The following is a 22,101-nucleotide window of genomic DNA, read 5'->3' as shown; positions in this document are numbered from 1 at the left end:
GTCCTCTCGGTTCGCGGTGGTGTCGAGGAGGGTCCGGCAGCGGGGCCGGTCGACGTTGCCGACGGAGGGGATGGGATCAGCATGGGGTCTGCCTGGCCTGACGACGGAGCGCCGCACCCGGGAATGATCGCAACCCGCCCCGGCGCCACGCCGGGCGGTCTCGCGGACCGCTCCGGCGGGCCCGGCCGGCACAGCCCTTCCGCTGCGAAAGCCACACTGCACCGCCTTGCGAAACGCCAGGTCAGCGCACCCGCCCACGCTTCTTCAGCTGCCCCGGCGGCAGTTCCGGAGCCGCCAGCGGCCCCCCGTCGTACCCCTTCACCTCGCCGAAGCGCGCACCGTCCATCCAGTCCGAACGCGCCTGCACGATCTCCTCGTTGCTTCGTCCGATGAAGTTCCACCACATGATCAGCTCCTCCTCGAAGGGCTCGCCGCCGAGCAGCATCACGGCCGCGTCCGACTCCGCGCGCAGCGGAAGGGCGGTGCGGCCGCAGCCGAGGTAGAGCATGGAGCCGGGGAGGACCGGGACCCCGTCGACGTGGACCTCGCCCGACATGGAGAGGACCGCGTACTCGAAGTCGGGCCGGAGCGGCAGCCGGAGGTCGGCGCCCCGGGTGAGGGTCAGATCGGCGCCGACGATCGGGGTGTAGGTGGTGCCGGGGGACGTGGCGCCGTCGAGGCTGCCGAGGAGGATCGTGGCGCTCAGGCCCGGGGCGGAGACCGTGGGGAGGTCCGGGTGGTGCTCGAAGTGCGGGTCGACGCCCCGGTGGGAGTCCGGCAGGGCCACCCAGAGCTGGGCGCCGTGCAGGAAGCGGGCGTGCGGGCGGGGGCTCTCCTCGGAGTGGCTGATCGCGCGGCCCGAGGTCATCAGGCCCAGTTCGCGGGGTCTGATGGTGGCGAGGCTGCCGGTGCTGTCCCGGTGCAGCACCTCGCCCTGGTGGAGCCAGCTGACGGTCTGGAGCCCCATGTGGGGGTGGGGCGGAACCTGCATACCGGGCTCGTCGGCGATGTCGTCCGGGCCGTAGTGGTCGACGAAGGCCCAGGCCCCCACCATGCGGCGGCCGAGGTTGGGCAGCAGCCGGCGGACCTCGGTGGACTCCCCGAGCTGGACGCGGCGGGGGCTGAGGAGTTCGCGGACGGGTTCGGCGACGACGAAGCCGCGACCGCCGCAGACGGAGGGAGCGGCCTGACGATCGAGATTGCTCATGGCGGTCAACCTATTCCTCCACGGGCGGCCGCGGTCGGCAGCCCCCACACGATGGACCGGTGGAATATTCAACCAACACCGCCGGTTGACGCCGACGTAAGCCACCGTGACAACCCCGGGAGAGAGAGAAAACCGTGAGCGAGACCTACTACGAGTTCGGCACCGCCGCCGAGCGGTGGGACCGGGCGCAGATGTTCTTCGACACCAAGGAGTACGGGACCGCCGCGCGGATCCTGCGCGGCCTGGTGGAGGAAGCGCCGGAGCAGATCGCCCAGCGACTGCTGCTCGCTCGCGCCTACTACCACTCCGCCCAGCTGACCAGGGCCGAGACGGAGCTGCGGGACATCCTGGAGCGGAACCCGGTGGAGCACTACGCCCATCTGATGCTGGGCCGGACCCTGGAGCGGCAGGGTCGCGCGGACGACGCGGCCCCGCACCTGCGGATCGCCGCCGCCATGTCCGGAGAGTGACCGGCCGGGGGAACCGGCACGCGGGAACCGCACAGTGAAGACGGTACGCCTTTGAGGAACGGTCGTTCTTGACCGATCGTTCCTTTAGGGCGTACCGTCGTGCCATGGGACGACCCAGGGGATTTGACGAAGCAGAGGTGGTACGGCGGGCCGCCGGCCTCTTCGCCGGCCGCTCGTACGACGGAGTCTCCATCGACGAGCTGGTCACCCACCTCGGAGTGCACCGGAACAGCCTGTACAAGACCTTCGGCAGCAAACGCGGGCTCTATCTCGCCGCGCTGCGATGGTCACTGGAGCACGAGGTCACGCCGCTGATCGAGCGGATCCGCGAGGCCGGTGGGCCCGCCGAGGGGCTGGACGGGGCCCTCGGCGGCGCCGACGGGGGCGCCGCGCTGGATCTGCTGCTGCTCGCGGCCGCCGAGCGCGCCCCGGCGGACCCCGAGGTCGCCACGCTGGTCACCGGCGCGCTCGCCGCGCTCGACTCGGCATTCGCCGCCCCGGGCCCGACCGAGGGGGGCGGCCCGGCGGGCGCCCTGACAGCCGCGCTTCTGGGGCTCCGTATCCGTGTCCGGTCGGGCACGGCGGGAGCGGAGACCACCGGGTCCCGCGCCGCGCTGGCCCGGCTGCTCGACCGCCACTGAACCATCACCCGCGAGGAGTACACATGGCACTGGTGAGCATCGACGGCGATGACCTGATCGTGGAGCTGGAGGGGCTGGACAAGTTCTGGGCGCTCAAGAACCGGCTGGCCATCCCGCTGGCCCATGTCCGCGGCGCCACCGCGGACCCCGGGATCATCCGGGAACCGAAGGGCCTGCGCGCCCCCGGCACCCATGTCCCCGGAGTGATCACCGCGGGGACCTTCCACACCGACGACGGCCGGGTCTTCTGGGCCGTGCGGGACGCCTCGAAGGCCGTCGTCATCGAGCTGGCCGACCAGCGGTACGCCCGGCTGGTGGTCGAGGTCGCCGACCCCCGCGCCACGGTCGACCTCATCGAGCACGCCCAGCGCGCCGAAGCCCCGTAGCACGGACAGAGCAGGAGGGACGGGGGAGACAGAGGGGGGCTGCGCACGCACCCCCCTCTTCTTCCGTCAGCGGTTCTCGACGACCCTCAGGACCGTCTCGTCCCGGAGCCGGCAGTACCGCTCCGCCTTGTCGTTCCAGTACCGCCACGGCAGCGCGTCGACATAGCCGTCCACCAGGCGGAACTGCTCCATCGCCGCTTCGTCCCGGTCCTGGAGGGAGAGGTAGTACGCGAGCAGGTGCCGCACCTCCGCCAGGCGCGGGTGCGCCGGGTCGGCCGCGTGGGCGTCCGCGAGGGCGGCGTCGACCAGTGCGTGCATCTCGGGCGAGCGCTCGACGTCGGCGTCGTCCGACTCGTCGTGCTCGTAGTGGGCGATCAGCGGAAAGACCTTGATCAGGGAGCCCAGCGGCGCGGCGTCCGCGGCCTTCTTCGCGAAGTCCATGGCCAGCTTCTCGGAGCCCCGCCACTTGCCGCACCAGTACTGGAGCGCGGAGAAGTGCGCCTCGTAGTGGTGCGGCGCGCGGGCGGTGATCTCGTCCCAGATGCGGTCCATGTCGGCCTGCGGGTAGCCGAGTCCCAGCGCCGTCCAGATCTCACTGATGTACGGGGCAGGGTCGTCCGGGTTGAGTTCCGCCGCCCGCGCGTTCTCCTCGCGGGAGCGGATCAGGGTGCGGCGGAAGCCCTCGAACTGCTCCCCCGTCGTGTACTGGGCGCGCTTCGCGCCCCGGATCTCCCAGGCCAGGAAGACCGTGCTGCGGGCGCGGAGCAGCGCGGCGTCCGGGTCGCCGGGGCGGGCCGCCTCCCAGGCGAGCAGCCAGGCGTCGTCCGTGGCCGCGATCCCCGCCAGCCGCTCCGAGTACAGGGCCCGGCGCTCCCAGTCACGGCCCGTCTCCGCCAGCAGTGCGGCGGCGGGCTGCCAGTCGCCGGCCTTGGCCGCCGCGCCGGAGCGGACCAGTTCCTCGGGCTCGGCACACGCGTGGTCGGTGTTCTGGCGCGCGGCGGGCAGGAAGCCCTCGGCGAGCACTTCGGCCGGGGTCTCGTAGGTGTCGTCCGCGTCCTCGTCGGACGCCGAGCGCCAGCCCTCGACGGCCCCCTGGACGATGGCCTTGAGGAACCAGGCGCCGAGCGCGATCAGACCGAGTGCGATGGGGGTCAGGACGACCCAGAGCAGTGTGGACAAGAAACGATCTTTCGTGAGGGGGTGGTGCGGCGGCGGGACCGGGGCGGGCCCCGGGGCGGGGGGTCAGGAGCCGGGCAGCAGGTCCCGGAGCGGGCGGGTGTCGGGGGTGTCCGCGATGGCGGCATCCACGGCGGCGTCGAGATCCCGCTCACCGCCGTCGGCCGTCTTCGGCAGATGGACCCGGGCACTCTCCGTCCAGGAGAACTCCCAGCTCAGCAGGGAGTGCGTGCCGAGTTCCGCCAGGACCATCCCGCTGAGGGAGGCGTGCAGGGCGGGCCGGACGAACTCGCGGAACGCGCGCCCCTCCGCCGCCGCGGCCTCGTCCGAGAGCGGCATCCGCTGGGCGACCTTCCACAGCCTGCCCTCGTCGATCAGCCCGAGGAGGGTGGCGAGGGTGGGCTGCTCGCCGGTGTAGCGCGCGACGGCCTGGTGCAGCGGGGAGCGGTAGTCGGCGACCTTGCCCCGCATGGCGCGCTCCAGCAGGTCCTGCCAGTCGGCGGCGCGCGGCAGGGCCCGTGCCCGCGGGGTGAGGACGGCGTCCTCCAAGGCGGTGAGGGTGCGCTCGGGGTCGGCCAGGAGGGCCAGGGCGGCGCCGCTGTCCTCGTCGGTCCTGCCGTCGTCGGGCAGTGCCTCGATCCGGGCGACCCGGTCGGCGAGGGGCGGGTGGGAGTCGTAGGGGGACTCGGGCTCCTCGGGGAGTTCACCGCGCAGCCGCAGCAGGTCCAGCGCGCGGGCCGAGAGCAGCCGGCCGAATCCGCCGAAGAACTCGCCGCGCGGCGGCAGGACGCCGGCCTCCATGCCCAAGGTCGCGTACGAGCGGAGGTAGTAGTCGTGGGCGGCGTCCAGCACCGGCAGTTCGCGCAGGGCGGACGCGGTGGCCTCGCGGCCGGCGATCCGGGCGGAGGCGAGGTCGGCGGCGTACTCCTGCCGGCGGGCGGCGGCGCGGGTGGCGCGGAAGTAGAACGCCGCGTACGCGCGGTAGATCCGGGCCATGGCCCGGTAGGTGACACCGGCGCGGCCGGGGGTGTCGTCCCCGGGGATCTCCTGGGGCGTGCGGCCCTTCGCCTCGGCCTTGCGGGCCTTCTTCCGCAGCTTCTCGCGCTCGCGTTCGGCCGCGTTGCCGGAGCGTTCGTCGAGGTGCTGGATGGTCCGTACGATCTGGGCCCGGCCGCGTGCGGTGAGCGCGGCGAGCCGGGTGTCGGAGTTGGCGTAGTGGCCCAGCTCGTGGGCGATGACGGCGCGGAGCTGGGCCTGGCCCAGGCCCTGGAGCAGCGGTACGCCGAGGATCAGCCGGCGGGGGCCGGGCAGCAGGCCGAGGCAGCGGGCGCGCTCGGACACGGCGGCGTTGACGTCGGCGGTGAGCCAGATCTCGGCCGGCGCGCGGGTGCCGACCTGCTCGGCGAGGTCCCGTACGGTGCGCCAGAGCGCCGGCTCGCCGGCCTCGGTGACGCGCACTCCGTCCGGGTCGTCGGCGCGCGGGGTGCGGAGCATGAACATGCCGCGGACCACGGGTATCGCCAGCAGGACCGAGACCAGGTAGAGCTTGGCGGCGAGTCCGGCGGGGACGAAGAGGTAGAGCAGATAGTCGATGCCACCGAGCACGGCGAGCAGCAGGACACCGAGCAGATAGAACCCGGCGAGCAGGACCAGGGCACGTACGGCACGCACAGTTGCGCCCATCGAGCAGTTTCCCCCAGGAAGCGATGATCACGAGGTGACCAAAGAACGATCAGAACAAGACAGAGATGCGCGGGAGGCAGTGGAGTATCGCTCACGAGTCGGCCCGTATTCAAACGGGTTCCCCGCAGGGCAGCGGCCCGGGGCCCGCTCGGGACGGTCCCGTCCTGGTCCGGAGGGTGCGTCGGATCCGTACCGGGAGCGCGGGCGGTGGCCGCGCACGGGCCGGAACGCACCCGGTCGGAGCGGGCGTTCCCACCCCGCCGGATCGGGACACCAGCGAGAATCGGCCATACCGCCGCCGACACACCTGTCCGCTGCACGGGCCCGTGTCCACAAGGCGCGGCGGGACGGCGCCACCGACGGGCGGACAGTGGACGGCGGGCGGACGGCGGGCGCCCCTGCCATCAGCCGGACGGGCGCGCGAGCGCCGGGACGGGCCGGGGCCCGTGCACGGCCCGGTCGGTGGGCGGGCCGTGCACGGGAGCGGTGGTGGCGGGAGGAGGCGAGGAGCGGCGGAGGGGACCCGGCACCGGGGTCCGGCCCTGCGCACGGACCCACCGCCGAGCCGGTTCCGCCCTTCCCCCGCCCTTCCCCGCGCTGCCTCCCGGGTCTCCCGGGTCTCCCGGGTCTCCCTGGCCTCTCCCACCTCTGGCGTACCCGCAGGGATGGCGAGCCTTGCCGGGGTTTCACCGCTTTTCCACCGGGGTCCATTGCGCAAATGAACGCGCCGACGGAACCCCTGCCGGTCGAACCCAATCTCTCCGGTCGACCACCAGAGCTGATCCTGCCCGGAGTTGATCAATATTTCGTCAACACATGGCTCTCCCGGACCGCTTCACGGACTGTCACTGACACGCTCCGACGGCGACCCCGCCCCCGGCCCGCCGCCCTCCGGCCGCCACCGGCCCCGATCGGGCATCCGGCCGGACGACGACGGCGGCACGGCGGGGCCGCACCGGATGCCGCTCCCGACGGAAGGGAATCCCGCACTCACTCCGGGTAACCGCACGGTCGCTCCGGAGCTGGTCAACGAAGAGTCGACGGCCATGGAAGACTGCTCGCCGGGAACCCGGGAAGGACGACCACGCGTGAACGAGAGCGGTCCGTTCGCCTTCACCCTCCTCGGTACGGTGCGGGGTCGGCGGGGTACGGAGGAGCTGGCGCTCGCCGGGCCCCAGCAGCGCACCGCGCTGGCGATGCTGCTGCTGGCCGAGGGCCAGCCGGTGGCCATGGAGGAGCTGATCGACGGTCTGTGGGGCGCCGACTGCCCCCGGGCCGCCGCGACCACGATCCGCACCTACGTCTCCCGGATCCGCACCGTCCTCGAACCGGGCCACCGTGCCCTCGGCGGCCCCAGCCTGCTGGTCTCCGTCGGCTCCTCCTACGCGCTGCGGCTGCCGGGGGACGGCCGGTGCCTGGACGTGACCCTCGCCGAACAGGAGGTCGAGGCCGCCGCCGAGGCGCGGCGGGCGGGCGACGCGGCCCGCGCACAGTCGCTGCTGCGCCGGGCCGCCGACCGCTGGCAGGGCCCCCCGCTGACCGGTCTGACCGGCCCCTTCGCCGAGACCTGGCGGGAGCGGCTGACCCAGCGGTATCTGGGCGTCCTGGAGTCCCGGGTCGAGCTGGACCTCGAACTCGGTGACGCGCGGGCGGCCGTCACCGATCTCACCCGGCGCACCGCCGAGCACCCGCTGCGGGAGAGCCTGCGGCTGCTGCTGATGCGCGCCCTCTACCAGTGCGGCCGGCAGGCGGAGGCGCTGGAGGTCTTCCGCGACATCCGCGCCGTGCTCTCCCGGGAGCTGGGCATCGACCCGGACCCCCGCCTCCGTACCCTGTACGAAAGGATTCTGCGGGCCGATCCCGACCTGCTGCCGTCCCCTGCCGACCCGGCCTTCACCGACCCGGCCGCCGCCACCCGGGCGCCCGGCCCCCGGACCCCCGAGGACTCCCGGGACACGGCCGAACCACCCGTACCGGCGAGCGCGACCCCGCGGGGCACCGCCCCCACGGCCCACATCGGCACCCGGACCGGCGTCCCCGGCACCCCCGTCCCCGCCCAGCTGCCCGCCGACACGGCCGACTTCACCGGCCGGGACCGGCTCGTGGACGAACTCCTCGGCCTGCTCACCGCCCCCTGCGACCCGGCCGTGCGCATCTGCGCCATCTCCGGCATCGGCGGCAGCGGGAAGACGGCCCTCGCCGTCCATGTGGCGCACCGGCTGCGCGCCCACTTCCCCGCCGGGCAGCTCTTCGTCGACCTCGCCGGGGTGACCGAGCACCCGTCGGACCCCCGGACGGTCCTCGGGCAGCTGCTCCACGCCCTCGGGGTGCCCGAGACGGCCGTACCCGACGAACTGGAGGCGCGCGCCGCGCTCTTCCGGACGGTGCTCTCCGAGCAGCGGATGCTGGTCGTCCTGGACAACGCGGCGGGGGCGGAGCAGATCAGACCGCTGCTGCCCGGCTACCCCGGCTGTGCGGTGATCGTCACCAGCCGGTCCCGGCTGACCGCCGTACCCGCGCACGCCGTCGAGCTGGAGCCGTTCCGCCCCGACGAGTCGCTGGAGCTGCTGACCACGGTGATCGGCCGGGACCGGGTGCGGGCCGAGCCGGACGCGGCCCGGGAGCTGCTCGCGACCTGCGGACATCTCCCGCTGGCCGTACGGGTGGTGGCCTGCCGGATCGTCGCCCGGCCCCGGACGACGATCGCGGACTCGCTGCGGCGGCTCTCCGACGAGCGCCGTCGGCTCGACCAGCTGCGTACCGGCGATCTGGACGTGGTGGCCTGTTTCCAGCTCGGTTACGACCAGCTCGCCCCCGAGCCGGCGCGGGCCTTCCGGCTGCTGTCGCTGCCGCAGGCCGAGACGGTGTCGCTGGCGATGGCCGCCGCGCTGCTGGACACCGACGAGTACGAGGCCGAACGGGTCCTGGACGAGCTGCTGCACACCGGTCTGCTCCACTCGCCGCAGCTAGGCCGCTACCGCTACCACGACCTGCTGCGGCTGTTCGCCCGGCGGCTGACCTCGCTGACGGATCCCGAGGAGCAGGTGACACGGGCGCTGGAGCGGCTGCTGCGTTCGCTCACGGCCACGGTCCACCACGCGTACCGGAGTGTCCGTCCGGGCCACCGGATCGCCGGTCTGCTGGACCGTCCGGCCGACCCTGCTCCGGTCTTCCCCGACCCGCGCTCCGCCCACGACTGGTTCGACCAGGAGCGCGAGGCGGTGCTCGCGGTGCTGGCGCAGGCGGTGCGGCGCTCCCCGGAGCTGGCCGCCAAGGCGGCGTTCGTCCTGCTCGGCCTGGATCCGCTGCTGGAACGGGCGTACGCGTGGGGGGATGTGGTGGAGCTGTGCCGGGCCGTGGTCGCCGCGACCCGCGAGGCCGGACCGCCGGATGCGCAGGCCGCCGCCCTCTATATGCTCAGCGGCGCGTTGTGGCAGGTCAGCCGGCCGGGTGAGGCCGCGGACCCCATCGAGCGCGCGGTGGGGCTCTGCCGGCGGAGCGGGAACCGGGTACTGCTCGCCGAGTCGCTGAACGTCCAGGCGCTGATCCTCGCGTCCCCCTCGGGCTACGACCGGCGGACCGTGGCGCTGCTGCGGGAGGCCCGGCAGACCCACCGGTCCGTCGACAACCCGTCCGGGGAGGCCAACACGCTCGGCAACCTCACCTACGCGCATATGACGCTGGGCGAACCGGAGGAGGCCGTCCGCACGGCCACGGCCGGGCTCGCGCTCTACCGGGGTCTCGGGGACCGCATGGGCGAGGCGCAGATCCTCAGCCATCGGGGCACCTCACACCGGCTGCTGGGCAACACGGACACCGCGATGGAGTCCTACACGACCGCTCTGGAGCTGAGCCGGGAGCTGGGTCTGCGCTTCCTGGAGGCCAATCTGTTGTACCGGATCGCCCAGACCCATCTGGCGGCGGGAGCGGCGGCGACGGGGGCGGCCGTCGCTGAGGAGGCCCGGGTGCTCTGCCGGGAGCTGGGGCTGGCGCGGACCGAGGCCCGCGTCCTCGTCGTACTCGGTCAGGCGCTGGCCGGGGACGGCAGCCACCAGCTGGCCGGAACCTGGCTGCGGGAGGCCGTCTCGATCTTCCGGAAGCTCGGCTTCACCGAGGTCGAGGAGGCCGAACGGGCCCTGGCGGCGCTGCCGGACGCGGCCACCGGCAATGTCGTCCCGCTCACACGCCAACGCCCCACCGGGAAAAAGAACTTGCGCCGGGTGGGAGCGGAGTGAAACCTGCCGCATATGATGAGACTCTCTGACATAAGCGGAATTGCCCGTACGGTGGACGAGGCCTGGCGCTCCCCGGTGGCCGACGCCGTGGCGGCCCGCTGGGGCTGCGCGGAGGGGACGGCCCGGTGGTGGCGTTCGAGCGCGTCCCACGTCTTCGTCCTCCCGGAGACACCGGAGCCCGGATCCGCCCGCTATCTGCGGTTCGTCCCTGAAGGGGCCGACACGTTCGCGCGGTTCGGCGCGGTCGCCGGGCTGATGGACCGCCTCCACGGCCGGGGGCTCGCGCTGACCTCCCCGGTGCGGTCGGCCGCCGGCCTGCTGGTGGAGACGGTGGACACCCCGCTCGGGACCGTACGGGCGATGTGCCTCGAAGCCGCGCCCGGCGAGGAGATCGAGCTGCCGGAGCTGTCCCGGGAGCAGGCCCGCGCCTGGGGCGCCCTGCTGGCCCGGACCCATGAGCTGGCCGCCGGCCTCGGGGACGGGCTGCCGCACGCGCTGGACGGGATCGGCCGCGCGGCCCTGCTCCACGCGGACGACCGGGAACTGGCGACGGCCGTGGACCGGCTCACCGCCCGGCTCGCCCGGCTGCCGCGGGACCCCGCGCGGTACGGGGTGGTCCACGGCGACTTCGAGCTGGACAACCTCGCCTTCGAGGACGGCTCCCCCACCGCGTTCGACTTCGACGAGGCGGCCCTGTCGTGGTACGCGGCGGACGTCGCCCATGCCGTGCGCGACCTCACCGACCACGGGGTTCCCACGGACACCCACCGGCCCCTCCTCGACGCCTTCCTGGCGGGCTACCGGGAGGTCCGTCCGCTGCCGGACGCCGACCCGGGGCTGCTGTCGCTCCTCGCGGGGGCGAACGCCGCACGGAGCCTGGTGGCCCTCGATCCCGTCCTGCGCACCCTGGACGAGGGCCGCCCCGACGACCTGGACCAGCTCCGGGCCGGCCTGACCCGGCACCGGGACGAGCAGCGGCGGATCGTGCTCGCGGCGGCCGGCCGGGCTTAGCTTCTGTCCCCGGGCGCCGGCCGGCCGGTCACGGGTCTGCCGAGCGCCAGCCGGGCGACGAGCCGCCAGTCGGGCCGGGGTCCGGCCCGGGGGGCGCCGGGCCGGTGGCGGGGGACCAGGACCCGCAGGGCGCGGGGGCGGAGCGAGCAGACCACGGGGGCGGGCAGGGTCAGGGCCTCGCCGTCGACCGCGACGGGCAGCTCCGGGGCGGTGGAGCCCACCTCGACCCGGCCGGCCGTCAGCATGGTCAGGCCGGTGGCCCGGGTGCCGCGCAGGGCGACGTCCGCCGCCTGGGCCGCGCCTTCCACCCGGATGCCGAGGATCCCGAGCGCGCCGGAGTCCAGCCGCTCCCTGCGGCCCGCGCCCAGCACATCACCGGTGGTGTACGGGTTGTTGCTGACCAGGAGCGCCTGGAGGCCGGGGAGGCGGGTGTCGTCGGCGGTGGCGTCGAGCCGTCCCGCCCGCCGGTCGAGCAGCAGGCCGGGCAGGGCGTCCAGGATCGTCCCGGCCTGGGCGCCCCGGTAGCGGGGGTCCTGGACGACCTCCGCGTACACCCCGAAGGAGACGGTGTTGACGAAGGGGCGGTCCGCGACGAACCCCAGGTCCACCCGGATCTCCTCGCCGTCGGTCAGGGCGTCGAGGCAGCGGGAAGGGTCCGCCCGGTCCAGGCCGAGGTCCATCGCGAAGTGGTTGCGGGTACCGGCGGAGATCACCAGGAACGGCAGGTCGTGCGCGGCGGCCACCCCCGCCACGAGTGCCTGGGTGCCGTCGCCGCCCGCGACCCCGAGCAGGTCCGCCCCCTCGGCCACGGCCCGCCGGGCGAGGGCACTCACGTCCGCCCGGGTGCCGGTGGGCAGGAGGACGACCCGCGCACCCAGCCGCTCGGCGCGCTCGACCAGGTGGAAGCGGGCGACCTTGCCGCCGCCGGAGGCCGGGTTCATGATCAGCACCGCGCGTTCGGGGCGCGCCCCCGGCACGGTACGGGTCCGGTACGGCGGCCGGGCCCGCCGCAGCGCCGACCGGGCCGTGCCCAGCGCGGCGCCCCAGAGCGCGACCGCCAGCAGGGCGGGGGCCCACAGTCCGTGGGCGGTGTAGAGCGCGATCACCGCCAGGGGGGCGGCGGCCAGCGCCAGCGCGCCCAGGATCCGCAGCGGCCCCCGGTGGGCGAGGACCCACCAGGTGCCCGCGGCGGCCACGACCAGCCCGGCGAGTCCGCCCGCCACGATCAGCAGCCCACCGCCGCCGACGACGGCGACCACCACGACGACCGCCGACCCGGCGCAGAGCAGGGCCAGCCGCGCCCGTAACCGCGCCTGCCGCAGGGCCCGTTCACCGACGGACACCGTCATCGCTGTCACCGCCTTCCTCGCCCGCATCCCGTGCACCCGCCGTCACGGCCGGCGCCGCTCCCCCATCGTGGCGGACTCCCCCGCGCACGAGCCGGTACGGCACGCCCGGGGCGGGGGCCGATGTCCGGCGCCGACGGAACGCGCTCACGCGCCGACGGCCCCGGGGCTCCCCGCACCCCCGTGGCGGGGAGCCCCTGGCCGGCGGGCCGGTCACCCCGGCCGGACGCCCAGCGCGAGCAGCGGCAGGGAGAGGAACAGCAGTGCCGTGGCCCGTTCGATCCAGCGGTACTTGGCCCGGATGATGGCGCTGGTCCCCTGGAGCGCGGCGAGCAGGGGCCCTGCCGGGTCGCCCGCGGCCCGCTCGAAGGCGTACCGGAGCGGGGTGGCCCCCACCGTCAGATGCTCGAAGTAGCAGGGGCCCGCCGTGCGGTGGCGGCGCCCGGCCCTGCGCCGGGGCGCGATGGCGCTCACACAGCAGGAGATGCCCGCCAGGACGACGACGACGGCGCCCCACCACAGCCATCCCTCCGGCCCGGTGGACTCCGCCGCGCCCGGCCCTCCCGCCGCGCCCGCCGGGCCGGAGCGGGTCGCCGCGACGAAGGCGGCGAGGACGGCCCCCAGGAAGCCCAGCAGAACGGCGGCCTTGGTGTCGGCGCGCGTGATCTCGGCGCTGTTGGCGGCGAGCAGACGCTCCATGGCGGCCAGCGGGTCCCGCCGGGCGGCGTCCGTTGCCGGGTCCGGCGGGCCCGGGACGGGAGAGTGCCCGGTGGGCGGCAGCGTCCCCGTGACGGCGTCCCGGTCGCCCACCGGGGCGAAGCCCCTCACGGTGTCCCGCCGTCCCCGGTGCCGTACGGGTACGCATGCGGGGCAGGGGCAGGAGCATGGGCGGGGGCCGGGCCGGGGGTGCCGTTGCCCTGCTGGGGCACGCGCCGGCCGAGGGCCTGGAGCCGGTCGCGTACCAGCCCGGACAGTTCCTGCCGTTCCTGTTCCGTCAGGCTGCCCAGCAGCGCGGCCATCTCGTCCTGCCAGGTGCTCTCCGCGCGCAGCAGGTCCCGGTGGCCCACCGACCAGTCGAGCACCTGGCTGACCTGCTCCGGGTGGCGCAGCAGCCAGAGCGCCGCCAGCGAGGCCGGGCCGTTGCGCACGGCGTCCAGGCAGAACTGGTACTCCTCCCGGTGGGAGGCGTTCCAGTACTGCGGCGTACCGCCTTCGGCGTGGCCCAGCCGCAGTTCACCCGCGTCCTGGCCGTGGGCACCGGTGACGCGGTAGGTGAGTCCGACGTCGGCCAGCGGCAGCGGCGCGGCGAGGTCACGGGCGAGGTCGTCCGCGCCGAGGCCCTGGCCCTGGCCGGCGCGGTCCGCCTCCATCCCCCGTACCCGCTGGTCGAGGTTCTTCCGTACCTCGTCCCAGCCCTGGGCGGTCCAGGTCCGCACGACCTGGACCGGGTCGTGGACCCACCACAGCACCCTCAGGTCCACGGGCTCGGTCGCGTACGCGGTGGGCAGGGCCACGGTCCTGGTCCCGAAGTGCTCGCCCAGCCGGACATGGAAGGCGCTGTCGTAGCCGCCGGCCGTGCTCGTGGCCACGCTCGCGTGGTGACCGGCCGGCTGCGGGGCCGGCGCGTAGGGCACCTGTGCCGCGGCCCGGTCCGCGCCGTGCAGATGGAGAGCGCCGCTCCGGTCCCGCAGGACCAGGGCCCGGTCGGCCCGTCCCGACCAGCGCTGCTTGATGATCTCCCACCAGGGTGCGCGCGGCGCGGTGGCGCACAGCGGGAGCGCTTCGGTGTCGGCCAGGGTCATGGTGTCCTCCCGTGCGGGTGTGCGGTGCCGCCGGACGGCGGTGCCGGTGCGGGGCCGGCCGCCGCGGTGTGTCCGGAGCGCCAGGCCACGAGCGCGTCGTGCGCCACGGCCCGGCCCGGCAGGTCGCTCTGGTCGGCCCGGTCGATCTCGACGAACAGGCGCAGTTCGCCCACGCCCATGTCCCGGGCGAGTTCGGTGAGCAGGGTGTCCACGGCGGCGCTCTGCTCGCTGTTCCACCGGGCGAGACGGCACCAGAGCAGCAGCGAGCTGCGGGTCGCGGGGAAGAGGGACTCGTCGGCGAGGCCCCGGCGCACCAGCCGGACGATCGCCTCGGTGTGGTCGCCGTTCCGCAGGAGCTGTTCCTGGAACCAGAGGGAGTCGGCCAGGAGCAGATGGGGGAAGGTGGCGAGGGCCAGCTCGCCGGCCGGGTCGCCGTGCTCGGCCCAGTCCGCGAGCACTCCGAAGACCACGGGCTGGCTGCCGGAGGCGAAGAGCGCCAGCAGGGCGTTGCGGATGTCGCGTCCCACCGTGCGCTCGTGGTGGTCGGTCAGGCCCCGGAACATCCCTCGCAGCAGCCGCAGCGCGAGGCCGGGGCGGGCGGCGCCGAAGTCGGTGGCGCAGGCGTACGCGACCGTGGACCGGACCTGCCAGCCGCGCTGTCCGCTCCAGTCGTCCAGCCGGTACTTGACCTCGGTGGCGAGCACCGGGTCCGCCGCGGCCATGCCCAGGGCGTACGCGGCGATGAAGCGGCCGCGCGCGGTGTCGGACCGGGCGAGGGTGTGGATGTGCTGGAGTGCCCGGCGGCCCCCGCCCCAGCCGGCCGCCATGCCGATGACGCGGCCGACGGGCTCCGTGAGGTCGTGCTCGTCGCGGTGGGCGCCCAGCCATTCGGTGAGCAGCCCGGAGAGCTGCCCGTACTGCCGCCAGGCATGCCGCAGGACGGCCTCCGCCTGCCCATGGCGGGTGAAACGCACCGGTTCGACCGTGTAGGTGAACCGGGAGCCGGTCCTGATCTCGCGGGGTGCGCGGCGGGCGCCCACGGTCCGCAGGAGGTCGTCCAGGGAGCGGCGGAGGGCGAATCCGGGGTTGGGCAGGGCACGGCCCTGGCCGTCGCCGGGACCTCCCCCGGGGGCCGGGAGGGTGTGGTCGAGCCGTCCGGCGGCCAGGACGAGCAGCCGGTCCGCCTCCTCACGGACGATGCGGTGGTCGTGGCCCTCGAAGACGCAGGTCGCCAGGAGGAAGGCGAGTGCCTCGGGGTCGCCTTCGAGACTACGCAGCAGCTCGGGCGCCTCCCGTTCGGCGAGGAAGCTGAGCCGGTCCCGCAGGCCCGTGATGTCCGCCTCTCCGGTGCCCCCTTCCCCGGTGTCCGCCTCCCCGGTGGCTCCGACGAGGGCGGACACCAGCTCGGCCACCTGGGCGGGGACCAGGTCGGCGGCGAGCAGCTCCGTGAGCAGCCCGGGGGCGAGCCCGGCCACGATGCGGGCCCGGCGGGCGGGGTCCGGGACCTCGGCGGCGAACCGTGCGTCGAACAGGGCCCGGGTCGGTGGTGGTTCGCAGCGCACCGGGGTGATGTGGAGGTCGCGTTCCAGCGCGTGGACGAGCCGTGGGTCCTCGGCGAGGACGACGACCATGCGGGCGTCGGCCTCGGTGAGCAGCCGCCGCAGGTTGCCGATCATGCCGGGGCCGAGGGCGTGCGCGGGCAGCAGCCCGTCCACGAGGTAGCCGCGGACCCCGGTGTCGCCGTCGCCGGGGGCCCAGGAGGCGAGGTCGACGTCGCTGTCGACGGCCCGCAGGGCAAGGCTCTCTCCGCCGCCGCGGCGGAGCAGGTTGAGGGCGGCCGTGCGACGTCCTGAGCCGCGTTCGCCGGTGAGGAAGAGGATTCCCGTGTCGAGCTGTGCCCGTGCCTCCGGGAACCAGGCGGGCTCGGCGAAACCGAACGCCGCCTCCAGGATCTCGGCGGCCGGGATGGGCCCTTCCCGGGCCTTGACCCGGCGTCCGGCCGGGCCCGGTGCGCCGCTCCGGTTCTCGACCCGCTGATCGCCCTGGACGGCGCCGGTGTTGATGGTGCCGCCCGGCGCGTAGTTGATGAACGGGTGGCGGCGTCCGTCGGCCGCCGCGGTGCGGCGCACTTCGGCGAAGAGGGCGTCGATGTCCTCCTCGCTCTCGCCGCCCCGGTCCGGCGGGCCGCCGGAACCGTTCACACCGGGGCGGCCGTTCACGCCGGAATGATCAGGTGCACCGGGTGTCCCGGGAGTACCGGGTGTCCCGGGGGTACTGGGAGTACCGGACGCACCGGGCGTCCCGCTCGTCTCCGTCGAAACGCCGATGCCGATGCCGGTGCCGGTGCCGGTGCCGTCGGCAGCGCCGGGGGCCTGCTCCCCGGGCCCGTGGGCGGGGGTCTCCGGTCGGGTGCTCACCGGTGCCGCTCCTCGCGCTTGTTCCCGTGGACGGTGTCGCCCTGGTTGCCGTGGACCGTTCCCGCCTTGTTGCCGCCGACCCGGTCGCCGCCGATCCAGTCGCCCCCGACATCGGTGCGGCTGTCGGTACGGCTGTTGCTGACGTGCTGTCCGCCATGGACGGTGCCGGTGTTCACATTGCCCCGGTCGGCCCGGTTCACGACGGTGGGGCCGGCCGCCCTGGCCGCCTCCTGCGCACCGGCCCCGGCCGGGGCCGTCCCCTCGTGGTCGTCGATGACCCGGTCGCCGAGGACCCGCCGGTCGTACAGGCGCCCGGACGGCGCCGGAACATACAGCCACGCCCGCTGTTCAAAGGACTTTCCCTCGACGGTCGCGGGTACCTCGATGAAGTGATCGGGGTGCCGACCGGTCCAGCCTCCGGCCACGGCGTCCTGGAAGCAGCGGTCGGAGAGGATCGCGGCGACATGGGTGACGTTCTCCCCGGAGGCCGCCAGCACGGCCTTGACCGGGCGGGAGTCGAGCAGCCGGTGCGTGTCGTTGCGGGGTGTGCCGTTCCCGTCGAAGTCGTCACCGGAGTCCGGCAGCGGGCCGACGTGCAGGCTCACCCGGAGCCTGATGGGGGCGGCCCCCAGGGAGTGCACGCGGAACTCGGTGAGCACGTCCTGGAGGGTGTGCAGCCAGGGATGGACGACGAAGGGGAGGAACGCCGGATCGAATCCGAACACGTAGCCGTCCCCGGTGGAGGCGGGAAAGCGGCGGTCCTCCCAGATCTCGCCGAGGCCGGCCCGCCGCAGTGAGGTTTCGAGCAGCTGGACGACGGCGCGGCTGATCACGCCGTGCTCGGCGGACGGGTGGCCGGTGAAGTCCTTGGCGTCGACGGCGAGGAGGGCCCGGTACGGCGGCAGGAGGCGGCTCTGTGTCCAGGGCTGTGCGGTGGCCTGGGGCCAGAGGGGTCCGGGAGTCGGGGACTGGGACATCGCTTGCTCTCCTCCGCTCGCCCTCGGGGGGCGGGAGACGGGACAGGACACAGACAGGTGGATATAGGTAAATACATGCACAGAAAGGGTGGTACAGGGTCAGGAAGGGACACGGCTCCGATCACGGGCCGGCGCCGGGGCCGGCCACCTCGGCGGCCGCCCCGGTCACCAGAGCATCGCGGATGCGCCGCCCGCGGTGTGCACAGTGAGTGCGCCGACCCTGTGAACGCGGTCACACGGCACGGTCGTTCAGACGCCGCCCCCGGCCACCACCCTGCGCAGCGCCGCCGGATCGCCGACGACGATGTGTCCCCGCCCGGGACGGACGCCCAGGGGCTCCAGCGCGGTGAGCGCGGAGCTGATCGTGTTGCGCGACAGCCGCAGATGCTGGGCGAGTTCATGTCTGGTCAGTGCCAGGTCGAGCGGCCCGCCCGGCAGGTGCGGGGCGGGCGCGGCCATGTCGGCGAGCGCCACCAGCGTCGCCGCGATCCGCTCCGCGACATCGCCGCCACCCCGTGCCTGGTCGGATTCCCGCAGCTTGGCCAGCGCGTACCGCACCAGGACGGGGAACAGGTCGCGCTCGGTGGTGAACCGCAGGAAGTCGGCCTTGGTGACCACACCGACCACGCATCTCGATATCGCGTGCACACTCGCGGACCGCGTCTGGTCGTCCAGGACCGCGACCTCGCCGAGCAGTTCACCGGGGCCGCGGAACGCCAGCAGGGTCAGCGCACCGTCCCGCTCCCGTCTGACCACCTTGGCGACACCGCTGACCAGGGCCAGCACATGCGTACCCGGCTCGTCCTGGCGGAGCAGGGTGGCGCCTGCCGGGTGGGAACGCTCGTACGCCCTCGTGAGCAGGTCGGACCAGACCGCCCCGCCCACGAGATGACGCAGTGTCCGCCCTTCGGGAGCCGCGTCTCCCGCCGCGTGTTCACTCATGTACCGACTGTAGGACGGGGGTCTGACAACGGCGCCGCCCGGGCCCCGCATCGGCACGGGAACGGGCCCCCCATCGGCACGGGAGCGGGCACCCGGTCGGTACGGGAGCGGGCGCCCCGGAACAGCGGTCGGCCGCTCAGCGGTTCAGCCGGCGGCTCAGCGGTTCAGGAGCCCCGGGAGGGCGGAACCGGGGGCCCGGGCCAGACGAGGAGCACCGGGCACAGGGCGTGGTCGACCACGAAGCGGGTCGCCGGGCCGAGGCTGCGCGGGCCCGGGTCGGCACGGTCGCCGTCGCGGGCGCAGACGAGCAGTTCGGCGTCCCCGGCGGCGGCGACCACCTCGTGCTCGGCCCGTCCGGTGCGCGTCACGCGGGTGCTGGGGCGGGCGAGCCGCTCGGCGGCCCGGGCCAGGAGATCCCCGGCCGAGGCGGCCGCCAGGTGTTCCAGCCGGTCGGCGGGGTCACGGCCGAGGTGGGCGCGGCCGAGCAGGGAGGCGTAGGCGCCCCGGGCGACGGCCGCCGGGTCCGGTGAGGTGACATGGAGCAGGACGGTCCGTCCGTCGCGGGGCGCCTGGGCGCGGGCGGCGTCCACGCAGGCGGTCCAGGTGCCCTCCACGATCCAGACCACCACGGCCATGTCAGCCTCCGATCAGCGCCAGGGATCCCCACAGTGCCACGGTGGCGAGGACGAGCGCGAGCGGCGCGGTGAGAAGTCCGAGCCGGGTGTACTCGCCCAGGTCGGCGTCGGTGTCGTGGGCGTGCAGGACACGCCGCCACAGCAGGGTGGCGAGCGATCCGGCGTAGGTGAGGTTGGGGCCGATGTTGACGCCGATGAGGACCGCGAGGACCGCCCCGGGGCCGGCGGGCGCGGCCAGCGGCAGCAGCACCAGGGTCGCGGGGAGGTTGTTCACCAGGTTCGCCAGGACGGCGGCGAGCACGGCGAAGGCCAGCAGGGCGGGGAGCCCGGTGCCGTCGGGTACGAGACGGCCGAGCGCGTCGCCGAGGCCGCCGTCGACGACCGCCTTCACCACGACGCCCAGCGCCAGGACGAACGCGAGGAACGGCAGGGCCGCCGCCCGCAGGAGCGCCCGTGGGGTGGTGCGCCGCCGGATCAGCGCGCGGACCGCGAGCACCGCAGCCCCGGCGACCGCCGCCCAGACCGGTTCGGCCCCGAGGGCGGAGGCGACGACGAGGGCGGCGAGGGTGCCGGCCACGGTCACCACCGCGAAGACGGGTACGGCCACCGGTCCCTCCCCGTCCTCCGGTGCGGGGGTGGCGGCCCGCAGGTCCCGGGCGAAGAAGCGGCGGAACATCAGGTACTCGACGCCGATGGCGACCAGCCAGGGCAGGGCCATCAGTGCCGTGAAATGCAGGAAGGACAGCCCGGCGGCGGTGAAGGCCAGCAGGTTCGTCAGATTGGAGACCGGCAGCAGCAGGGAGGCCGTGTTGGCGAGGTGGGTGCAGGCGTACACGTGCGGTTTGGCCCGCGCGCCGAGGCGGACGGCGGTCGCGAACACCACCGGGGTGAGCAGCACCACGGTGGCGTCCAGGCTGAGCACCGCCGTGACGGCCGACGCGGCGGCGAAGACCCGGGTCAGCAGCCGGCCGGGGGTCGGTGCGCCGCGCGCCATCCAGGCCCCGCAGGCCCGGAACAGTCCTTCCTCGTCGCAGAGGTGGGCCAGGACGAGCACCGCCGCCAGGAACCCGACCACCGGAAGCAGCCCTTCCGCCTCGGCGGCCGCGTCGGCGGGGGAGATCGCGCCGATGGCGACGACCAGGGCGGCGGCGGGGACCGCCACCGCCGCCTCCGGGAGGCCGCGCGGCCTGACCACCGCGCACACCAGCACCGTCACCAGCAGTGCCCCGGACACCGCCACCACGGCTCCGCCGCTCATTCCCGCCTCCCGCAATCGTTCCCGGGCTCGTTCCCGGACTGGTTCCCGCGTTCGTCCCCCCGCTCGTTCCCGCACGCGCTCCCGCACGGCCTCCCGGGCGGCGAAATGCGGTTGCCCCACCGGCCGGGAGACGTGATCATCCTCCGATGGACGACACTCCCACGCGCTTTCCCGAGGTCCTGCTGTCGCTGCGCTCCCGGGCCCGTGCGGCCGGTTTCGGCATGTCCAGCGAGGAACGCACCGGCGCGCTGCTGGCCGCCCTGGCGGCGGCGCGGCCCGGCGGCAGGATCCTCGAACTCGGCACCGGCGTCGGCGAGGGCACCGCCTGGCTCCTCAGCGGGATGGATCCGCGCTCCCGGCTGGTGTCGGTGGAGCTGGACACCGCGCTCCAGGCCCTCGCCCGTGAGCATCTGGGGTCCGATCCCCGGGTGACCTTCGTCGCCGGCGACGGCGGTGCATGGCTGGACGGGTACGACGGCGAGCCCTTCGATCTGGTCTTCGCGGACACCTGGCCGGGGAAGTTCACCCACCTCGACCGGGTCCTGGAGCTGGTCGCTCCCGGGGGAACCTACCTGATCGACGATCTGCTGCCGCAGCCCGGCTGGCCCGAGGGGCACGCGGCCCCGCTCGCGGAGCTGCTGGACCGGCTGGAGCGGCGCACGGATTTCCGGACGGTCCGGATGACCTGGGCGAGCGGGCTGCTCATGGCCGTACGGTGCGGAACGTGACCTGGTACGGGAGGGGCAGGACCCGGGGCGGGCGGCGGTGGTGGAGCACGGTCGCCGCCGGGGTGGCCGTGCTGGCCCCGGCGGGGTGTTCGCCCGAGGAGCGGCCGCTCGCCGGGGTCGCCGTGGACGCGGACGGCACCGTCCGGGCGCTGCTCCGGCCCTGCGACGACGACGGGCGGGTGCGCGGGCCCCGGCTGCACGGGACGGTCCCCGAGCGGGCCGGGGACACGGAGCGGGAGGCCGACGCGGCCGCGGAGCGCTGGGTCGGCTGGGAGGCGCGCGGGACCGAGCGGGCGGAGAAGGACTTCCCGCTGTTCGCGCCGCCAAAGCGGTGGCAGGCCGAGACCCGTGGGGCGCAGGAGCTGCGGCCGGGCCTCTCCTACCGGCTGACGTTCGGGGACCCCGACGACACATACGCGTACAGCGGCGTGGTGATCTTCGACGCCGCGCAGGTCGCCGCGTTGCGGCCCGGCGAGGTGCTGACGGGCACGTCGACGACGAGCAGGGAGGAGTTCGAGGACGAGGCCCGCGCGTCCTGCTGAACCGGGCCGGGAGACCGGGGCCGGAAGGCCGAACCGGAGGGCGGAAGCCGGAGGCGGGAAACAGGGCCGCGCGCGGGGCGTCGCACCCCGCACGCACCGCCGGCCCACTGCCCCGTCGCCCGCCGGCCCCGCCGTCAGACCGCCCGTGGCGCGGTGGCCTCCCGCGCGGCCAGCACCGCGACGATCTCCTCGCCCTCGACGGCCGTCGTCGCCCGGAAGCCGAGCGAGGTGTAGAGGTGCCCCGCCGCCGCGTTGTCCGGCTCGTACGACAGGCGCAGCTCGGCGCAGTCCGCGCGCTCCGCGAGCGAGGCCATGAGGGTGCGCACCGCCGCCCGGCCGAGCCCCTTGCCCTGCTCGGCGGCGTCGATCAGCATGCCCCCGATCCAATACGAGCCGTCCTCGTCGTCCCGCGCCCACATGACATGCCCGGCGACGGTGTCCCCGGCCCGGACGGCGAGGGAGTTCCAGACGCCTTCGCGCAGGGACAGCAGGAGATAGCGGGCAGCCGACGGCGGGACGAACCGGCGCTGGTCGTCCCGCGGGGCGACGTCCGCCACCGCGCGCCAGTTCCCGTCGTCCACCTCGTGCAGGGTGACCGGCCGTCCGGCGCGGTCCATGAAGCCGTAATCGATCATAAGTCGGATG

The 22,101-nt window shown here is 74.6% G+C and carries 19 protein-coding genes; 7 read left to right on the top strand and 12 right to left on the bottom strand.

Translation table 11 applies throughout. From position 1 onward, the window contains the following. Positions 1–241: 241 nt before the first annotated feature. Positions 242–1,207 (bottom strand): pirin family protein, encoded by a 966-nt coding sequence (locus SYYSPA8_RS01635; RefSeq protein WP_323445059.1) that lies wholly within the window; start codon positions 1,205–1,207, stop codon positions 242–244. 134 nt (positions 1,208–1,341) lie between these two features. Between SYYSPA8_RS01635 and SYYSPA8_RS01630 the strand changes: the two genes are divergently transcribed. From SYYSPA8_RS01630 to SYYSPA8_RS01620, 3 genes are all read left to right on the top strand, one after another. Then, the gene (locus SYYSPA8_RS01630) at positions 1,342–1,677 is read left to right on the top strand and encodes a tetratricopeptide repeat protein (RefSeq protein WP_323445058.1); all 336 of its coding nucleotides are present in this window, start codon (positions 1,342–1,344) and stop codon (positions 1,675–1,677) included. Positions 1,678–1,781: 104 nt separating this feature from the next. Then, positions 1,782–2,318, top strand: coding sequence for a TetR/AcrR family transcriptional regulator (locus tag SYYSPA8_RS01625; protein ID WP_323445057.1), 537 nt, complete (start codon positions 1,782–1,784; stop codon positions 2,316–2,318). Positions 2,319–2,341: 23 nt separating this feature from the next. Further along, positions 2,342–2,704, top strand: coding sequence for a hypothetical protein (locus tag SYYSPA8_RS01620; RefSeq protein WP_323445056.1), 363 nt, complete (start codon positions 2,342–2,344; stop codon positions 2,702–2,704). 66 nt (positions 2,705–2,770) lie between these two features. On the opposite strand, the gene SYYSPA8_RS01615 is transcribed toward SYYSPA8_RS01620, so the two are convergent. Then, positions 2,771–3,883, bottom strand: coding sequence for a hypothetical protein (locus tag SYYSPA8_RS01615; RefSeq protein WP_323445055.1), 1,113 nt, complete (start codon positions 3,881–3,883; stop codon positions 2,771–2,773). Between the two features lie 63 nt (positions 3,884–3,946). After that, positions 3,947–5,563, bottom strand: coding sequence for a M48 family metallopeptidase (locus SYYSPA8_RS01610; protein ID WP_323445054.1), 1,617 nt, complete (start codon positions 5,561–5,563; stop codon positions 3,947–3,949). Positions 5,564–6,651: 1,088 nt separating this feature from the next. Between SYYSPA8_RS01610 and SYYSPA8_RS01605 the strand changes: the two genes are divergently transcribed. Further along, complete coding sequence (locus tag SYYSPA8_RS01605; RefSeq protein WP_323445053.1) at positions 6,652–9,798, top strand: AfsR/SARP family transcriptional regulator; 3,147 nt, start codon at positions 6,652–6,654, stop codon at positions 9,796–9,798. A gap of 12 nt (positions 9,799–9,810) precedes the next feature. Continuing rightward, positions 9,811–10,809, top strand: a complete 999-nt coding sequence (locus SYYSPA8_RS01600) for a phosphotransferase enzyme family protein (protein WP_323445052.1) — start codon at positions 9,811–9,813, stop codon at positions 10,807–10,809. Here SYYSPA8_RS01600 and SYYSPA8_RS01595 read toward each other — a convergent pair. From SYYSPA8_RS01595 to SYYSPA8_RS01560, 8 genes are all read right to left on the bottom strand, one after another. Next, positions 10,806–12,158 (bottom strand): diacylglycerol/lipid kinase family protein, encoded by a 1,353-nt coding sequence (locus tag SYYSPA8_RS01595; protein ID WP_323445498.1) that lies wholly within the window; start codon positions 12,156–12,158, stop codon positions 10,806–10,808. The genes SYYSPA8_RS01600 and SYYSPA8_RS01595 overlap by 4 nt on opposite strands. A gap of 210 nt (positions 12,159–12,368) precedes the next feature. Then, a complete protein-coding gene (locus SYYSPA8_RS01590) occupies positions 12,369–12,983 on the bottom strand; it encodes a Pycsar system effector family protein (protein WP_323445051.1) in 615 nt (204 codons plus the stop codon). Beyond that, positions 12,980–13,957, bottom strand: coding sequence for a hypothetical protein (locus SYYSPA8_RS01585; RefSeq protein ID WP_323445050.1), 978 nt, complete (start codon positions 13,955–13,957; stop codon positions 12,980–12,982). Before SYYSPA8_RS01585 ends, SYYSPA8_RS01590 begins: the two co-directional genes overlap by 4 nt. Then, positions 13,954–16,176, bottom strand: a complete 2,223-nt coding sequence (locus SYYSPA8_RS01580) for a hypothetical protein (protein WP_323445049.1) — start codon at positions 16,174–16,176, stop codon at positions 13,954–13,956. Before SYYSPA8_RS01580 ends, SYYSPA8_RS01585 begins: the two co-directional genes overlap by 4 nt. 194 nt (positions 16,177–16,370) lie before the next feature. Further along, on the bottom strand, positions 16,371–17,351 hold the full coding sequence (locus tag SYYSPA8_RS01575; protein ID WP_323445048.1) for a hypothetical protein: 981 nt from the start codon (positions 17,349–17,351) through the stop codon (positions 16,371–16,373). Between the two features lie 249 nt (positions 17,352–17,600). Then, positions 17,601–18,293 (bottom strand): Crp/Fnr family transcriptional regulator, encoded by a 693-nt coding sequence (locus SYYSPA8_RS01570; protein WP_323445047.1) that lies wholly within the window; start codon positions 18,291–18,293, stop codon positions 17,601–17,603. Positions 18,294–18,457: 164 nt separating this feature from the next. Continuing rightward, a complete protein-coding gene (locus SYYSPA8_RS01565; protein WP_323445046.1) occupies positions 18,458–18,928 on the bottom strand; it encodes a universal stress protein in 471 nt (156 codons plus the stop codon). 1 nt (position 18,929) lies between these two features. Continuing rightward, positions 18,930–20,186 carry an SLC13 family permease gene (locus SYYSPA8_RS01560; protein ID WP_323445045.1) on the bottom strand — a complete coding sequence of 419 codons (1,257 nt, stop codon included), beginning with the start codon at positions 20,184–20,186 and terminating at the stop codon, positions 18,930–18,932. A gap of 146 nt (positions 20,187–20,332) precedes the next feature. On the opposite strand from SYYSPA8_RS01560, the gene SYYSPA8_RS01555 reads away from it, so the two are divergent. Both SYYSPA8_RS01555 and SYYSPA8_RS01550 read left to right on the top strand, forming a co-directional pair. Then, the gene (locus tag SYYSPA8_RS01555) at positions 20,333–20,914 is read left to right on the top strand and encodes an O-methyltransferase (protein ID WP_323445044.1); all 582 of its coding nucleotides are present in this window, start codon (positions 20,333–20,335) and stop codon (positions 20,912–20,914) included. Then, positions 20,911–21,456, top strand: a complete 546-nt coding sequence (locus SYYSPA8_RS01550) for a hypothetical protein (protein WP_323445043.1) — start codon at positions 20,911–20,913, stop codon at positions 21,454–21,456. Before SYYSPA8_RS01555 ends, SYYSPA8_RS01550 begins: the two co-directional genes overlap by 4 nt. 134 nt (positions 21,457–21,590) lie before the next feature. Here the strand turns inward: SYYSPA8_RS01550 and SYYSPA8_RS01545 are convergent, their stop codons facing one another. Continuing rightward, on the bottom strand, positions 21,591–22,091 hold the full coding sequence (locus tag SYYSPA8_RS01545; RefSeq protein WP_323445042.1) for a GNAT family N-acetyltransferase: 501 nt from the start codon (positions 22,089–22,091) through the stop codon (positions 21,591–21,593). Positions 22,092–22,101: the final 10 nt, after the last annotated feature.

The organism is Streptomyces yaizuensis, from assembly GCF_034961445.1.
Lineage (GTDB): Bacteria > Actinomycetota > Actinomycetes > Streptomycetales > Streptomycetaceae > Streptomyces > Streptomyces yaizuensis.
The sequence above is the reverse complement of the archived record's forward strand: the minus strand, read 5'-3'. Positions and strand labels throughout refer to the sequence as shown.

Excerpts from the sequence above, each read along its gene's own strand:
- SYYSPA8_RS01635 (WP_323445059.1), bottom strand. The coding sequence starts at position 1,207 with ATGAGCAATCTCGATCGTCAGGCCGCTCCCTCCGTCTGCGGCGGTCGC.
- SYYSPA8_RS01625 (WP_323445057.1), top strand. The coding sequence starts at position 1,782 with ATGGGACGACCCAGGGGATTTGACGAAGCAGAGGTGGTACGGCGGGCC.
- SYYSPA8_RS01620 (WP_323445056.1), top strand. The coding sequence starts at position 2,342 with ATGGCACTGGTGAGCATCGACGGCGATGACCTGATCGTGGAGCTGGAG.
- SYYSPA8_RS01610 (WP_323445054.1), bottom strand. The coding sequence starts at position 5,563 with ATGGGCGCAACTGTGCGTGCCGTACGTGCCCTGGTCCTGCTCGCCGGG.
- SYYSPA8_RS01600 (WP_323445052.1), top strand. The coding sequence starts at position 9,811 with ATGATGAGACTCTCTGACATAAGCGGAATTGCCCGTACGGTGGACGAG.
- SYYSPA8_RS01595 (WP_323445498.1), bottom strand. The coding sequence starts at position 12,158 with ATGACGGTGTCCGTCGGTGAACGGGCCCTGCGGCAGGCGCGGTTACGG.
- SYYSPA8_RS01585 (WP_323445050.1), bottom strand. The coding sequence starts at position 13,957 with ATGACCCTGGCCGACACCGAAGCGCTCCCGCTGTGCGCCACCGCGCCG.
- SYYSPA8_RS01575 (WP_323445048.1), bottom strand. The coding sequence starts at position 17,351 with ATGTCCCAGTCCCCGACTCCCGGACCCCTCTGGCCCCAGGCCACCGCA.
- SYYSPA8_RS01570 (WP_323445047.1), bottom strand. The coding sequence starts at position 18,293 with ATGAGTGAACACGCGGCGGGAGACGCGGCTCCCGAAGGGCGGACACTG.
- SYYSPA8_RS01565 (WP_323445046.1), bottom strand. The coding sequence starts at position 18,928 with ATGGCCGTGGTGGTCTGGATCGTGGAGGGCACCTGGACCGCCTGCGTG.
- SYYSPA8_RS01560 (WP_323445045.1), bottom strand. The coding sequence starts at position 20,186 with ATGAGCGGCGGAGCCGTGGTGGCGGTGTCCGGGGCACTGCTGGTGACG.
- SYYSPA8_RS01555 (WP_323445044.1), top strand. The coding sequence starts at position 20,333 with ATGGACGACACTCCCACGCGCTTTCCCGAGGTCCTGCTGTCGCTGCGC.
- SYYSPA8_RS01545 (WP_323445042.1), bottom strand. The coding sequence starts at position 22,091 with ATGATCGATTACGGCTTCATGGACCGCGCCGGACGGCCGGTCACCCTG.